Annotated in this window: 15 protein-coding genes and 1 tRNA gene; 7 read left to right on the top strand and 9 right to left on the bottom strand. The window is 62.7% G+C overall.

What is annotated here, in order from left to right:
* Window positions 1-416: 416 nt before the first annotated feature.
* Window positions 417-503: transfer RNA gene (locus AC1DLT_RS22675), tRNA-Leu, on the bottom strand.
* A gap of 102 nt (window positions 504-605) precedes the next feature.
* Window positions 606-908 (bottom strand): Rdx family protein, encoded by a 303-nt coding sequence (locus AC1DLT_RS22670; RefSeq protein WP_040125684.1) that lies wholly within the window; start codon window positions 906-908, stop codon window positions 606-608.
* Window positions 909-1,060: 152 nt separating this feature from the next.
* Between AC1DLT_RS22670 and AC1DLT_RS22665 the strand changes: the two genes are divergently transcribed.
* Window positions 1,061-1,510, top strand: coding sequence for a DoxX family protein (locus AC1DLT_RS22665; protein WP_477488248.1), 450 nt, complete (start codon window positions 1,061-1,063; stop codon window positions 1,508-1,510).
* A gap of 29 nt (window positions 1,511-1,539) precedes the next feature.
* Here the strand turns inward: AC1DLT_RS22665 and AC1DLT_RS22660 are convergent, their stop codons facing one another.
* Window positions 1,540-2,409: an NAD(P)-dependent oxidoreductase gene (locus tag AC1DLT_RS22660; RefSeq protein WP_477488247.1), complete on the bottom strand. Its 870-nt coding sequence runs from the start codon at window positions 2,407-2,409 to the stop codon at window positions 1,540-1,542.
* Window positions 2,410-2,547: 138 nt separating this feature from the next.
* Here AC1DLT_RS22660 and AC1DLT_RS22655 point away from each other — a divergent pair, with 138 nt between their 5' ends.
* From AC1DLT_RS22655 to AC1DLT_RS22645, 3 genes are all read left to right on the top strand, one after another.
* Window positions 2,548-3,033 (top strand): GFA family protein, encoded by a 486-nt coding sequence (locus tag AC1DLT_RS22655; RefSeq protein WP_477488246.1) that lies wholly within the window; start codon window positions 2,548-2,550, stop codon window positions 3,031-3,033.
* Window positions 3,034-3,061: 28 nt separating this feature from the next.
* On the top strand, window positions 3,062-3,616 hold the full coding sequence (locus tag AC1DLT_RS22650; RefSeq protein WP_477488245.1) for a sugar O-acetyltransferase: 555 nt from the start codon (window positions 3,062-3,064) through the stop codon (window positions 3,614-3,616).
* 128 nt (window positions 3,617-3,744) lie between these two features.
* On the top strand, window positions 3,745-4,815 hold the full coding sequence (locus AC1DLT_RS22645) for a glycoside hydrolase family 25 protein (RefSeq protein ID WP_477488244.1): 1,071 nt from the start codon (window positions 3,745-3,747) through the stop codon (window positions 4,813-4,815).
* 51 nt (window positions 4,816-4,866) lie between these two features.
* Here the strand turns inward: AC1DLT_RS22645 and AC1DLT_RS22640 are convergent, their stop codons facing one another.
* Entirely contained in the window at window positions 4,867-6,219 is a 1,353-nt protein-coding gene (locus AC1DLT_RS22640) for an aminotransferase-like domain-containing protein (protein WP_477488287.1), read from the bottom strand.
* A gap of 216 nt (window positions 6,220-6,435) precedes the next feature.
* Here AC1DLT_RS22640 and AC1DLT_RS22635 point away from each other — a divergent pair, with 216 nt between their 5' ends.
* Window positions 6,436-7,299, top strand: a complete 864-nt coding sequence (locus AC1DLT_RS22635) for a DMT family transporter (protein ID WP_040124100.1) — start codon at window positions 6,436-6,438, stop codon at window positions 7,297-7,299.
* An 88-nt stretch (window positions 7,300-7,387) separates the two neighbouring features.
* A complete protein-coding gene (locus tag AC1DLT_RS22630; protein WP_247035905.1) occupies window positions 7,388-7,711 on the top strand; it encodes a hypothetical protein in 324 nt (107 codons plus the stop codon).
* A 66-nt stretch (window positions 7,712-7,777) separates the two neighbouring features.
* Here AC1DLT_RS22630 and AC1DLT_RS22625 read toward each other — a convergent pair whose 3' ends face one another.
* The 5 genes from AC1DLT_RS22625 to AC1DLT_RS22605 form a co-directional block, all read right to left on the bottom strand.
* Window positions 7,778-8,449, bottom strand: a complete 672-nt coding sequence (locus AC1DLT_RS22625) for a DUF2161 domain-containing phosphodiesterase (protein WP_477488243.1) — start codon at window positions 8,447-8,449, stop codon at window positions 7,778-7,780.
* Between the two features lie 39 nt (window positions 8,450-8,488).
* Window positions 8,489-8,857, bottom strand: a complete 369-nt coding sequence (locus AC1DLT_RS22620; protein WP_477488242.1) for a hypothetical protein — start codon at window positions 8,855-8,857, stop codon at window positions 8,489-8,491.
* 99 nt (window positions 8,858-8,956) lie between these two features.
* Window positions 8,957-9,217 carry a type II toxin-antitoxin system prevent-host-death family antitoxin gene (locus tag AC1DLT_RS22615; RefSeq protein WP_247035913.1) on the bottom strand — a complete coding sequence of 87 codons (261 nt, stop codon included), beginning with the start codon at window positions 9,215-9,217 and terminating at the stop codon, window positions 8,957-8,959.
* 82 nt (window positions 9,218-9,299) lie between these two features.
* Entirely contained in the window at window positions 9,300-11,018 is a 1,719-nt protein-coding gene (locus AC1DLT_RS22610) for an ABC transporter ATP-binding protein (protein WP_477488241.1), read from the bottom strand.
* 122 nt (window positions 11,019-11,140) lie between these two features.
* Complete coding sequence (locus tag AC1DLT_RS22605) at window positions 11,141-12,082, bottom strand: LysR substrate-binding domain-containing protein (protein ID WP_041364027.1); 942 nt, start codon at window positions 12,080-12,082, stop codon at window positions 11,141-11,143.
* A gap of 172 nt (window positions 12,083-12,254) precedes the next feature.
* Between AC1DLT_RS22605 and speB the strand changes: the two genes are divergently transcribed.
* A complete protein-coding gene (speB, locus tag AC1DLT_RS22600) occupies window positions 12,255-13,313 on the top strand; it encodes an agmatinase (protein WP_477488240.1) in 1,059 nt (352 codons plus the stop codon).
* Window positions 13,314-13,366: the final 53 nt, after the last annotated feature.

Below are 13,366 nucleotides of genomic sequence, written 5' to 3'. Positions count from 1 at the left end.
GGGTGGTTTTGTCCCGCGCAGGAGGACGACGGCAAAATCAAGCATGAGCACAGTGCGAGACCCTGGGCGCGACCACATAGAAAAATGGCGAGCAAAGCATCGGATTGTCGCCTTCTATGAGGGCGAGGAGCCGTTCCTAATACTGCCCCTCCGTTGCAAATCCGAGCATAGGCAAAGGCGGTAACGGCGAATTCCACAACCTCCTCGCCCAGCGGAATGACCAGCTTTCGGCCGACGAGGACGTCTCGGATATCTGACGGATATCCGCTTTACGAAATGCGGATTCGATGAGCCTTTCGTAACCATCGGGCGGACGAGCCTGAAGCGCATTGTTACAGGCCTTTGTTACAAGGCAGCCAATGCGCAATAGTTTGGAAAGGCTTAAGTATTTGATCTTGGTAGGGATCAAATCGGAATGGTGCCCAGAAGAGGACTCGAACCTCCACACCCTTTCGGGTACCAGCACCTGAAGCTGGCGCGTCTACCAATTCCGCCATCTGGGCGACGGAGAGCCATGTACGGGTGTGACCTTCCCCTGTCAACTGGCTTTTTGAAGTTTCCGCGCCCGTCGCCAAAAAACCTTCACGGATCTGTCACGGGCGGTCTCAACTGCCGCCGTCTTCGGTCGCCTTGCGGTCCAGGTGGCCGAGATCGCGGTCGGGGTCGATCATATCGCGCACCCGCTGCTTCAATTCCTTGGGGCCAGGAAACCCGCCGTCGCGCTTGCGCTCCCAGATGAGCGTCCCGTTCACCTGGATCTCGAAATTGCCGCCGGTGCCGGGGATCAGCGCCACCTCGCCGAGCGCATCGCCAAAGGTCTGCAAAAGCTCCTGCGCCATCCAGCCGGCCCGCAGCAGCCAGTTGCACTGGGTGCAATAAAGAATCGTAATGCGCGGTTTTTCCATGATGTTTCGCCTTCTACCCAAGTCAATTCGGTCTCACGATATTGTCAACCGGAACGGTCAAGTTTTTGAACGCGCGGACCTCGACAGAAAGGGTGCGAACGTCAATTTGAAGCTCCTGCGACGACGGTCGCGTCGTTTTCAAAGAAAGAGGTCCCATGGCTCTTCAATCCACCACCCGCTCCCGGCTGATCATTCCGGCGCTCGCTCCTGTCTATACCTCCGGCCACGAGATCGTCGAGACGATCCTGCGCGTCGCAGCCGGCGTGCTGCTGGTCACCCACGGTTTCGGCAAGATCACCAACCCGTTCGGCGCGGTCGGCATGGTCGAAAGCCTCGGTTTTTATCCGGGCGTCTTCTGGTCGCCGCTGCTTTCCGCCACGGAATTCTTCGGCGGCATTCTCGTCACCATCGGCCTCTTCACCCGTCCCGCCTCCTTCGCGGCGATGATCGTGCTTCTGGTCACCGTCTATTTCCACGGCATCGTCCAGAACCAGGGTCTCGCCGGCGCCGAAAAGTCTATCCTCTGGGCAGCGATCTTCCTGTTCTTCGCTCTGCGCGGCGGCAATAGCCACTCGGTCGACGCCCGCCTCGGCCGGACGCTCTGAACTTCAGGAAAGGCTGGGCCGCCCCGGGCTCAGCCTTTGCCTTCGAGTGCCAGCCGCACCACGGTGGCGAGATCGGCGTCGCCATATCCGAGCGCCGCGGCATTCTCGAAACTGGCGCGCGCCGCCTCGATGGCCGGTGTCGCGACGCCAAGACCGCGGGCAAGATCAAGAACCACGCCCATATCCTTCAGCACGCCGGAGACCGGAAACCCGACCGCCTCGGTCTCGCCGAGGATGACCGGAAGCCGCGACCGCATGGCCGGGCTTGCAGCCGGACTGCCGGACAGGATCTCGATCATCTTGCCGCGCCCGAGCCCAGCCTTGCCGCCGAGCTCGACGGCTTCCTTCATGATCTGCCACAGCCCCATCAGCATCATGTTGTTGACGAGTTTCGCCGATGCCCCGTCGCCCAGTCCGCCGACGTGATGGATACGGTTCGAAAGCACCTCGGCCACCGGCAGGAACCGCTGAAAGTCCTTTTCCGCGCCTCCGATATAAAGACCGGCCGTGCCTGCCAGGAGCATTTCCGGCCCGCCGGAAATCGGTGCGTCGAGAAGTGCCGCACCTGCCTTGCCCATCGCATCTTGATGGACACGCAGCGTCTCGGGGCTGACGGTGCTGGTATCGACGACCAGCTTGCCAGCCGGCGCGGCGGCGGCCAGTTCATCGAGCACGGCGTGCACGGCGGCATCGTCGAGCAGGGCAAGGATGACGATATCCGAGGCGTCGAAAAGCGAAGCCAGGCCGGCCGAGGCAGCAATCCCGAGCGCCGAGGCCTTTTCTCCGGAAAGCCCGCTGCGTGTCCAGCCCGTCACCGAAAAGCCCTGCGTTGCAAGGCGCTCGGCCATGGCACTGCCCATCCGGCCGAGGCCGACGATACCAACCCGCTCTTTCGTCATGCGTTGATCCTGCTCATGTCGTTGCTGCCGGAGTTAAAGCAGAACATGCCGGTCTCGTCTTCTTCATTTTGCATTGCGGGAGGGCTGAAGAATATTTCATATTCGGCATGCGTAATCCGAAGGGAGCCCGGACGGAAGATGAGCGAACTATTCAAGGGCGGCTGCTTCTGCGGCAACGTGCGTTATCGCATGCATGGGCGGCCGATGTTCATCCATTGCTGCCATTGCACCGACTGTCAGCAGCAGACGGGCGGCGCCTTTGCGATCAACGCCCTCATCGAGGCCGATCGCGTGGAGGTGACCGGCACGGAGCCGGTTGCTATCGCCATGAAGACCGATAGCGGCCTGCCCCACGACATCTACCGCTGCCCAGAGTGCCAGACAGCGGTCTGGAGCGATTATGGCCGACGCAGATGGATGTTGTTCATCCGGGTCCAGACGCTCGAAAGGCGCGACGAATTCTCACCGGACGTGCATATCTTCACGCGTTCGAAAGTCGCCTGGGTGGGCCTGCCGGAAGGCGCCAATGTGTTCGAGAACTATTACAGCTCCAAGGCGATGTGGCCGGCGGAAAGCGTCGCGCGGCGTGAGACGGCCCGGATCAAGGCCGGCGCGGAACGGTGAAGCACGAGAAGCCAGCGGGGAAGACGGTATGGCGAGCGAGCGCGAAAAGATGGCGGCCGGCGAGTGGTATTGCTGTTTGGACCCGGAACTCGACGGGTTGAGGAACAAGGCGCGTATTGCCGTCCATGCGCACAACACCATGCCGCCCACTGAACGCGGCGCGATGGCGCCTGCCCTGCGGGCGCTGTTCGGCGCAGCCCCGGACGCTTTTCTGGAAGCCCCCTTCCACTGCGCCTACGGCTTCAACGTCTTTCTTGGGCAAGGCGTCTATCTGAATGCCGGCTGCACGATCCTCGATAGCGCACCGGTCAGGATCGGTGCCCGCTCGATGCTGGGACCTGGCGTGCAGATCTATTGCGCCGATCACCACCGCGACCCCACCCTGCGCGCCGAGGGCCACGAGATTGCCCGTCCGATCGACATCGGCGCCGACGTCTGGATCGGCGGCAGCGCGATCATCCTCGGCGGCATCACGATCGGCGACGGGGCGATCGTCGGCGCCGGCTCGGTGGTGACGCGGGACGTGCCGGCGGGCGCCACGGTTGCGGGAAATCCAGCCCGGTTGATCACGCCGCGCGTCTGATTTCAGAACATCGCCGCGCGTAAAGATTGGATTCAGCATTTTTTGGTAATTTTCCGTTAGCAATTCCTGTCAGGGGTTTTTGACGGCAAGGGGCGGCCGTCTTCGTTGTTTTGCGTACGGGTTATCAAATGCGTTTATCGGCTGTGCCAGCACTCCTCGTCACCTGCTTCGCCTTGGCGGGCTGCGCCTCGACATCCGGACCGGAAGAGCTGGTGGCCGGCGTCGCGACGCAGGAGAAGACAGGCTCCGTCGACCTGCCCGCCGCCCCCGTTCCATCGGTCGGTGTAGGCAAGACCTCCCGGATCAGCCCACCGCAAACACCCCAGCGGCAGGCACCGCCACAGCAGGATATCGCCTGGACCGGTCCGATGCCGGAGCCGCAAGCCTTCGTGCGGGAAACGACGGTCGGCATGCCGCTTCCCGCCGAGCGACCGGTCGCCATGCTGATGCCCGACAGTCCGGAGGCGGAACCCGCCCCCCGCCGCGGTCGCATGCAGATCTACAGCCGCCAGTTCCGCGATGCCAAGCCGATCAATTTCGGCAGAGTGTCGCCGAGAAGTTATGCCGTCCACGGCGTCGACGTGTCGCGCTGGCAGGGCGATATCGACTGGGCGAAGCTGAGGACGCAAGGGGCCAACTTCGCCTATATCAAGGCGACCGACGGCGGCGACCATCTCGATCCGATGTTCAAGACCAATTGGCGCGGGGCCAAGGAAGCCGGCATCAAGCGCGGCGCCTACCACTTCTTCTACTGGTGCCGCACCGCCGGCGAACAGGCCGACTGGTTCATCCGAAACGTGCCGCGCGATCCGGACGCGCTGCCGCCGGTCATCGACGTCGAATGGAATGGCGAGTCGAACTGCAAGGCAAAGCTTTCGCGCGCCCGGGTGCTCGACAAGATGCAGGTCTTCATGGACAAGCTGGAGCGCTATTACGGCCAGCGGCCGATCATCTATACGGCGCCGGATTTCTACGAGGACAACCTGTCGGGCGAGCTTCTCAACTATCCCTTCTGGCTGCGTGCCGTTGCGCAGCATCCCTCCAAGGTCTATCCGGGCCGCAAATGGCTATTCTGGCAATATTCCGGCTCCGGCCTGTCGCACGGCGTCGCCGGCAAGATCGACCTCAACGTCTTCCATGGCTCGGAAGAGCAGTGGCACAGCTGGATCGGGCCGCGCACGACGCTGGCGCAGAACTGAGCACGACGGCAGGCGGCCCCCTGAGCCCGGTTGACAGCTGTCAACTCATTGTTAACCACAACGGCCGAGCGCCCGTCCGAGACTCCGGAATATCCTCTCATCCTCCGACTGCGCGACGTTGAAGCGCAGGAAACTTCCGGCATTCTGGGAGAGGCTGAATGCGTTGCCGGGGGCGAGCACGATATTGTCGGCAAGGCAGGCGCGCGCCACATCCGCGGCCTCTATCCCGTTCGGAAGCCTGCACCAGAGAAACAGACCGGCGCGCGGCTGAAGCCAGGGGGTGATGCCGAGCGTTGCCAGCCGGCCCGTCGTCGCGTCCATTGCCCGCGACAGCCGGACACGCAGTTCTTCCAGATGTTTCCGGTAGCTGCCGTCGGTCAGCAGCAGCAAGACGAGCTCCGAGGACAACCGGCCCGCCGCGAAGCTGGTGGCGATCTTCAGGTCGACCAGGCCCTCGATCCATTCCGGCCTGGCGGCGATGAAGCCGCAGCGCACCGAAGCCGACAGCGTCTTCGAAAAGCTGCCGATATGCACCACCCGGTCGAGCCCGTCGAAGGCCGCGAGCCGCGGCGCCGGCTCGTGTTCCAGGTCGGCGAAGATATCGTCCTCGATGATCGTCAGGCCGGCGCGGTCGGCGAGTTTCAGCAGCCGGTGCGCCACGACCGGCGAAAGCGTGGCGCCGGTCGGATTGTGGATTGCCGAATTGGTGATGTAGAGCCGCGGCTTGTGCTCCTCGATCGCGTTTCCGAAAGCCTCGACATCCGGCCCGGCCGACGTCATCGGCACGCCGACGACTTTTGCGCGATGCGCACGCAGCAGGGCATGGAAATTGAAATAACAGGGATCGTCGACCAGGACCGCATCGCCCGGCTCGATCAGGAAACGGCAGAGAAGGTCGATCGCCTGGGTGCCGGATTCAGTGAGGATGATCTGGTCCGGAGCGGCCGGTATGCCGTGTTCGCCCATTCGCCGGGAGAGGAGCTGCCGCAATTGCGGCGAGCCGAGCGGCGTACCGTAGTCGGACAGGACCCGGCCCTCGCTGCGCGACAGGCTGCGCAAAGCCTTCCGGATCGCCGCCTCCGGCATCCAGGAGGACGGCAGCCAGCCGCAGCCGGGCTTCAACAGGTCACCCTCCTCCAGCGCCTGGCGTGACACCCAGAACGGATCGACAGCCCTGTCGAGCTTCGGGCCGATCTCGGAGAGCGACAGCGGCGCCAGCGGCGTCGACACGTAGAAACCCGATCCGGGTCGCGAGCGGATCAGCCCCTCGGCGGCCAGCCGCTCATACGCCTCCACCACCGTCGAGGCGGAGACATGCATCGCCTTGGCGAAGGCCCGTACCGAAGGAAGCCGCGCGCCGGGCACCAGCCCGCGCCCGGCGATGCGACTGCGGATCTCCGCCATGACGGCGCCTATACGCTGGCCACCGCCCTTCTGATCCGCCCTTGCATCCACCGTACTGCTCCACAAACCATAACAGTTTCTGGAAATTGTATCGCATTGTCTCTGGCGCCACCATGGCTTCCGGCCGATAGCGGGAAAATACCCAAGGAATGTCTGCGAAGAACGTCCAAGGGAGACGTTCAAGGGCGATGCTTCGCCCAATACAGGAGACTTTCGATGAACAACACGACAAGCGGCTGGATCAGCGGTTTCGTTGGCGTTCTGATCTTCAGCGGGTCGCTTCCCGCGACCCGCATTGCCGTTGCGGATTTCGATCCGCTGTTCCTGACCGTGGCCCGCGCCACGATCGCCGGGTTGCTCGCCATATGCCTGCTGCTCGCCTTTCGCGAAAGACGCCCGGCGCGCTCCGATCTCCTGCCGCTCGCCATCGTCTCGTTGGGCGTCGTCATCGGTTTCCCGCTGCTGACGGCGCTGGCGCTGAAACACATCACCTCGGCCCATTCCATCGTGTTCGTCGGCCTGCTGCCGCTGTCGACGGCGATCTTTGGGGTGCTCCGGGGCGGCGAGCGCCCGAAGGCCGTCTTCTGGTTGTTCTCCTGCCTCGGCAGCGCCATCGTTGCCGGTTTCGCGCTGTTTCAGGAAGAGGCCGCCTCCTCGGTCGGCGATCTCCTGATGCTCGGAGCGATCCTCGCCTGCGGGCTCGGCTATGCGGAAGGCGCCAGCCTGTCGCGCAAACTCGGCGGCTGGCAGGTCATCTCCTGGGCGCTGGCGCTTTCCCTGCCTGTGATGCTGGCCCTGTCGATTGCGGTGATGCCGGTCTCGCTGCCAGATCTCGACAGCACGTCCTGGTTCGGTCTTGCCTATGTGTCGCTGTTCAGCATGCTGATCGGCTTCATCTTCTGGTATCGCGGCCTGGCGCTCGGCGGCATTGCCGGAGTGAGCCAGCTGCAGCTTCTGCAACCCTTTTTCGGCCTGGTCCTGGCCGCCGCACTCCTCGGCGAAAAGGTCAATCTCGGCATGTTCGCAGCGACGCTTGCGGTGGTTGCCTGCGTGGCGGGCGCCAAGAGATTTGCGCGTTAATTCGGCACAGCCTGGATTTCCCGGTTCACGAAATCGGGAACCAAAGGCGTATCGAGGCATTATCCGGCTGCAGAAGGAGGAAGCAAGCATGACTTATGATCCCAATGACAGAAAGTTCGAGACCCGTGATCCGGACCTCCGGACCACTGAAGTTCGGAGCAGCAGTTCTTCGTGGGTACCGTGGGTGGCGGTGATCGCCGTCATTCTGGTCGGCGCATTCGTATGGTCGCAGATGGGCGGCTCCTCGACCGACCAGCAGACCACGTCTTCGACCAACCCGCCGGTAACCGACAACTCCAAGTCGTCTCCCGCACCGGCTCCGATGACCCCGGCAGCCCCGCCGGCTAACAATGCCACTCCGGCAACTCCGCCGGCTGGCGGCGCAACGGGCGGCACCGGCACACGGCCTTAAGCCTCCCGCACGAGAGATTATCAAAGCCGCCCGCGTTCGAAGCGGGCGGCTTTTCCGTTGGTGCAATTAAAATTCGACGTCGCCAGGCACCGCCTGCGGCCACCGCTGCAGCGCCTGCCGCCCGACCTCCGTCAGTCCGTAGACGCCCTTGTCGATCCGTTCGAACCAGCCATAATAATTGGCGCGCAGGATCGCGCCGGCAGTGGATGCCGCTTGCTTCAGGTCGCGCGGGCGGAGCGGTCCGCCGCTCAGCGCCGAAGCGCAGGCGAGCGCCTGCTGGCGATAGGCGGTCATCACCGGCACCTTGGTGCTGCCGCCGACGGCCGGATCGCCGCGGCGCTTGCGATGTTCCCTGACGAGCCGCGTGCGCCGTTTCGGATTGGTGCGCGGCATCGGCGAGACCGAACTGACCAGCACGCTGACCTCGCCCTGATCGGAGACACCAAGCATGCCGATGCCCAGCCGGCGGCAGAGATCGCGATACCGCTTGTCCGCCTCCCGGCCCCGGCCCTTGGCGGAAATCCGCGCAGCGATCCAGACCTCGTCCGAAACACCTGCCCGGTCGACCGCCTGCAGGATCAGTTCGAGATTGAAGGTGAGCTTCAGCTCGCAGATCACCACAACCGGCGGATCCGCCTCGCTCAACCCCACCAGATCGCAGCCGCCCACTTCCCCCTTCACCTCGTATCCGAAGCTTTCGAGAAAGGTTTTGACGGGGAGATAAAGCGAAGTTTCCATGCGGTCCGGCGGCGGTGAATCAGTCTGTATACGATAGCACTACTCAGTGCGCCCAACCTGGCCGAAACGACGGCGCCGGTGAGCTTCCAGAATCTTGTCGCGGAGATGTGCAAAGAAGCGCGGTGGCAAAATTCCGAATTCGTAGCGAGCAGGTTTTGAACCGGGCACCGGCCTCAAGTCCGGGCCTGGCCAGATAAAATCGTTCGCTTCCGTCACCACGATCCAAGATGGGATATCGTCCAACCCCAGATGCGCCTTGAGTGCCACCGGGATTTCGACTGCATCGGCCGGATCGTGCGGAGGAGCGTGAGTGACCGGTACTACCGTCACCACTTCCCGACCTTCGATGACTTGGCGCGCCGCGACGATGGCACAGGGCCGGTTCTTGGCGCGCCGCGACGATGGCACAGGGCCGGTTCTTGGCGCCCTCCTCAAGTCCGCGTCGACTTTCAACTGCCCAAAGATAAGAGTAACAAATAACGAGGCCTGGTCGCGGGACAGGAAGGCTCACGCTTTCCAGTCTTTCAGCAGATCATCGAGGTCTGCATGGTCGACGGACACGCTGCTGTTTGCGATGGCCTTCAGCGTATCTTCATCCAGATCTTCCACATTGCGAGCAATGCGGCCCTTGATCGCCAGATCGAAGAATTCTGCGGATACCAGGACCGTATGGGTCCGGCCGTTCTTGGTTATAGCAACGGGCGAGCGCTGGGCCGCATCCTGATAGCGGCCGACATTTTGCTGAAATTCGGTGGACGTAACTTTCATTTTATGGCTCCGTTTTATCCATTATAGATAAAACGGATATTCCTGCAATGCGGTTGAAAGGACCGACTATCAGTCCTGCGCGTTACATCATCCCCACCTGAGCCGCATGCAGCCGGGTGTAGGCACCGCGTTTGGCGATCAGGTCCTGGTGCGTGCCTTGTTCGAGGATGCCGTTGCCGTCGATGACGACGATGCGGTCGGCGCCCTGGATGGTGGCGAGGCGGTGGGCGATGATGAGCGTCGTGCGGCCTTGCGAGAGCTCGGCGAGCGAGCGCTGGATGGCGCGCTCCGTCTCCGTGTCGAGCGCCGAGGTGGCCTCGTCGAGGATCAGGATCGGCGGGTTTTTCAAGAACATGCGGGCGATCGCGACGCGCTGCTTCTGGCCGCCCGAGAGTTTCACGCCGCGCTCGCCGATCACCGTATCGAGCCCCTGCGGCAGGCCCGCGAGCATTTCTTCCAGCCGCGCCTGCCGCGCCGCCTCGATAATATCCGCTTCGCTGGCGCCGAGGCGGCCATAGGCGATGTTTTCGCGGATCGTCCCGCCGAACAGGAAGACGTCCTGCTGGACGATGCCGATCTGCTGGCGCAGCGACACTTTCGTCATCGCGCGGATGTCCATGCCGTCGATGGTGATGCTGCCGCCGCCAATCTCGTAGAAGCGTGGCAGCAGCGAGCAGATCGTCGTCTTGCCCGCGCCCGAAGGGCCGACGAAGGCGATCGTCTCGCCGGCGCGGATCGAAAGATTGACGTTTTCGAGCACCGGCTTGTGCGGGCTGTAGCCGAAGGAGACGTTCTGATAGGCGATTTCGCCCTTGAGATGGTCGACATCGACCGCATCGGGCGCATCGGCAATATCCGGTTCGGTATCGATCAGTTCGGTGAAGCGGCGGAAACCGGCAATGCCCTTCGGATAGGTCTCGATCACCGAATTGATCTTCTCGACCGGCCGGAAGAACACGCCCACCAGCAGCAGGAAACCGATGAAGCCGCCGGCGGTCAGTTCGCCCGACAGCACGAAATAGGCGCCGGCGATCATCACCACCATCTGGGTCAGCCGCATGCTCATGTAGCTGAGCGAGCTGCTCGCCGCCATCAGCTTATAGGCATCGAGCTTGACGCGCCGGTAATTCTGATTGTCCTGTTCGAACAGTTTCCGTTCGTGTTGCTCGTTGGCGAAGGCCTGCACGACGCGGATGCCGCCGACATTCTCCTCGATGCGGGCATTAAAATCACCCACACGTTGAAACAGCCTACGAAAATTATGGGTCATGCGGCCGCCGAAATGGCTGGTGACCCAGGCGGTCAGCGGCACGACGAAAGCGGTGATCATCGCCAGCTGCGGGTTGACCGAGAACATCAGCGCGAGAGCGCCGGCAAAGGTCATGATGGCGATGAACAGGTCTTCCGGTCCGTGATGGGCAACCTCGCCGATCTCTTCCAGGTCCTTGGTGAGACGCCCGACGATATGGCCGGTCTTCTGGTTGTCGAAATAGCTGAACGAGAGTTTCTGCAGATGATTGAAGGCGGCGCGGCGCATGTCGGTCTCGATATTAATGCCGAGCATGTGGCCCCAATAGGTGACGATCGCCATCAGGCCGGTATTGATCGCATAGATCACCAGCAGCGCCGCCGAGGCGAGCAGGATCAGCAGCCATTCCTGGCTGAGAAGAAGCCGGTCGACGAACAGCTTTACCGCCATCGGAAAACCCAGTTCCAGCACGCCGGAAATGATCGCACAGCCGAAATCGAGGATGAAAAGGCCGCGATAGGGCCGGTAATATGAGAAAAAACGGCGAAGCATCGGACACTCTGAAATCGATAGATGAGCAACAAGGGCAAGTTTTTGAAACCCGCTTAGCCGGGTTCGCCGACGAGGTAAACTCCGCTCGCCTGATCGCCCGGACAATAGATGCGGGATAGATATCAGGCGCGGCGGCTGCGCAACAGCGTGCGGGCCGAGGTATGCGGTTCGGCGAGCTGATCGGCCTCCAGCGAGGCGAACAGCCAGTCGATAAAGACCCGCACGATCGGCGCCGAACGCATGGCCGGCCGGCAGGCGACGTAGAAGGCGTCGTTGGCCGGCACACTCAAGTCGAAAGGTACGACCAGTTCGCCGCGGGCAATCAGCTTGCTGGCAGTGATCGTGTCGCCGAGCGCAATCCCCTGGCCGTGCAGCGCGGCCTCCGTCGAAAACCGGGCGTCGCCCATGAAATATTGCTGCCGGCGCGGCAGATCGACGGCATCAGCGGCCGAAAGCCAGGTGTTCCATTCGCGCCCGTCCGCATCGCCATGCAGCAGGACATGATCTTCGAGATCACGCATCGAACGCAGCGGCCGGCTGTTGAGCAGGGTCGGGCTGGCGACCGGAAAGAGCTGCAGGTTGCTCCAGAGCCGCGTCCAGGCGTCCGGCCAGTTGCCGTCGCCATATAGGACGGCGACGTCGACATCCGAGGAATGCAGCACGGCCGGGTCGTTGGAGGCGGCAAGCTTCAGCCTAACGCCCGGAAACTGCTCGGTGAAGGAATTGAGGCGCGGCACGATCCAGAAGGACAGCAGCGCCGGCACGCAGGTGATCGACAGTTCGCCTGATGTCGCCGGCCGCTTCATCAGCGCCGTCGCGGCAGCGATCTCGCCGAACGCCTGGCTCACCGCGGGCAGCAAGAGAGCGCCCTCCGAGGTGAGCTTCAGACGCTTGGCGCCGCGTTCGAACAGCGAGACCTGCAGCGAGCTTTCCAGCGCCTTGATCTGGTGGCTGACCGCCCCATGGGTGACGTTGAGCTCGCGCGCCGCCGCCGAAACCGAACCGCGGCGGGCGGTCGCCTCAAAGGCGCGCAGCGGGTTGAGGGGCGGCAGCCGGTTGGTCATTTCATTCCTTGGATTGAACCTAAGTGTTAGTTTTTCTCACACTGACTGCTAGAACAATCTCAATTGCTTTTCCACCCGCACCTGACGGATAATGATGAAAACAAGGGCGGCAAGCCCGGTGGAACAAAAATTAGGCTGCGCACAAGCGGCCCTGCAGACAGGCGAGGCGATCATGACATTCGACGCGAAGAAGCTCGGCGAATTGCGCGCAAAATACCTCGACAGCCGGGGTGGCGAGATATTTGACCCGAAATTCAAAAAGGTCGGAGAGAAGATCTTCGACAAGGCCGGCACTCGCGTCGCGCCCTATGCGGGTATTCCCACGCTTCTCGATGCGCCCTACAGGCCGCTCGATGCGGAGAACCCCGATTTCGGCGACCTGCAGGTGGCGATGCTCGGCATGCCGATGGATCTCGGGGTCACCAACCGGCCGGGCTCGCGTTTCGGGCCTCGGGCATTACGCACGATCGAGCGCGTCGGACCCTATAACCACGTGCTGGAATGCGCACCGATCTATGAACTGAACGTCGCCGATATCGGCGACGTGCCCTTCCGCAGCCGCTATCGGCTGGAAATGAGCCACGACGACATCGAAAAGCGCGTGGGCCAGATCGTCGATGCCGGAGTATTGCCGCTCTCGGTCGGCGGCGATCATTCGATCACCCATCCGATTCTGAAGGCGGTCGGCAAAAAGGCGCCGGTCGGCATGATCCATATCGACGCCCATTGCGATACGAGCGGCTTTTTCGACGAGACCAAGTTTCACCACGGCGGCCCGTTCCGCAACGCGGTGCTCGACGGAGTGCTCGACCCCACCCGGACGATCCAGATCGGCATCCGCGGGGCAGCCGAATATCTCTGGGAGTTCTCCTACGAGTCCGGCATGACCGTCATCCACGCAGAGGAAGTGACCGGCATGGGGCTGCCGGCGATCATCGAAAAGGCCAAGACAATCGTCGGCGATGGCCCGACCTATCTCTCCTTCGATATCGACAGCCTCGACCCGAGCTTTGCGCCCGGCACCGGCACGCCCGAAATCGGCGGGCTCACCACTCGCGAAGTGCTGGAACTCGTCCGCGGTCTCAAGGGCATCAATATCGTCGGCGGCGACGTCGTCGAGGTGGCGCCGCAATATGACGCGACCAACAACACCGCCCATGCAGGCGCCCAGATATTGTTCGAAATCCTGAGCCTGATGGTGTTCAGCCCTTCCGTGAAGGGCCGCGCCTGACATAAACTGCTGACAACAAGGGAACTCGCCAGCCGGCAAAGCACCGGCAGGCC

The organism is Neorhizobium sp. 05N33 (assembly GCF_056397445.1).
The sequence above is the reverse complement of the archived record's forward strand: the minus strand, read 5'-3'. Positions and strand labels throughout refer to the sequence as shown.

Excerpts from the sequence above, each read along its gene's own strand:
- AC1DLT_RS22635 (WP_040124100.1), top strand. The coding sequence starts at position 6,436 with ATGAACAACACGACAAGCGGCTGGATCAGCGGTTTCGTTGGCGTTCTG.
- speB (WP_477488240.1), top strand. The coding sequence starts at position 12,255 with ATGACATTCGACGCGAAGAAGCTCGGCGAATTGCGCGCAAAATACCTC.
- AC1DLT_RS22650 (WP_477488245.1), top strand. The coding sequence starts at position 3,062 with ATGGCGAGCGAGCGCGAAAAGATGGCGGCCGGCGAGTGGTATTGCTGT.
- AC1DLT_RS22645 (WP_477488244.1), top strand. The coding sequence starts at position 3,745 with ATGCGTTTATCGGCTGTGCCAGCACTCCTCGTCACCTGCTTCGCCTTG.
- AC1DLT_RS22640 (WP_477488287.1), bottom strand. The coding sequence starts at position 6,219 with ATGGCGGAGATCCGCAGTCGCATCGCCGGGCGCGGGCTGGTGCCCGGC.
- AC1DLT_RS22610 (WP_477488241.1), bottom strand. The coding sequence starts at position 11,018 with ATGCTTCGCCGTTTTTTCTCATATTACCGGCCCTATCGCGGCCTTTTC.
- AC1DLT_RS22615 (WP_247035913.1), bottom strand. The coding sequence starts at position 9,217 with ATGAAAGTTACGTCCACCGAATTTCAGCAAAATGTCGGCCGCTATCAG.
- AC1DLT_RS22630 (WP_247035905.1), top strand. The coding sequence starts at position 7,388 with ATGACTTATGATCCCAATGACAGAAAGTTCGAGACCCGTGATCCGGAC.
- AC1DLT_RS22625 (WP_477488243.1), bottom strand. The coding sequence starts at position 8,449 with ATGGAAACTTCGCTTTATCTCCCCGTCAAAACCTTTCTCGAAAGCTTC.
- AC1DLT_RS22665 (WP_477488248.1), top strand. The coding sequence starts at position 1,061 with ATGGCTCTTCAATCCACCACCCGCTCCCGGCTGATCATTCCGGCGCTC.
- AC1DLT_RS22660 (WP_477488247.1), bottom strand. The coding sequence starts at position 2,409 with ATGACGAAAGAGCGGGTTGGTATCGTCGGCCTCGGCCGGATGGGCAGT.
- AC1DLT_RS22655 (WP_477488246.1), top strand. The coding sequence starts at position 2,548 with ATGAGCGAACTATTCAAGGGCGGCTGCTTCTGCGGCAACGTGCGTTAT.
- AC1DLT_RS22605 (WP_041364027.1), bottom strand. The coding sequence starts at position 12,082 with ATGACCAACCGGCTGCCGCCCCTCAACCCGCTGCGCGCCTTTGAGGCG.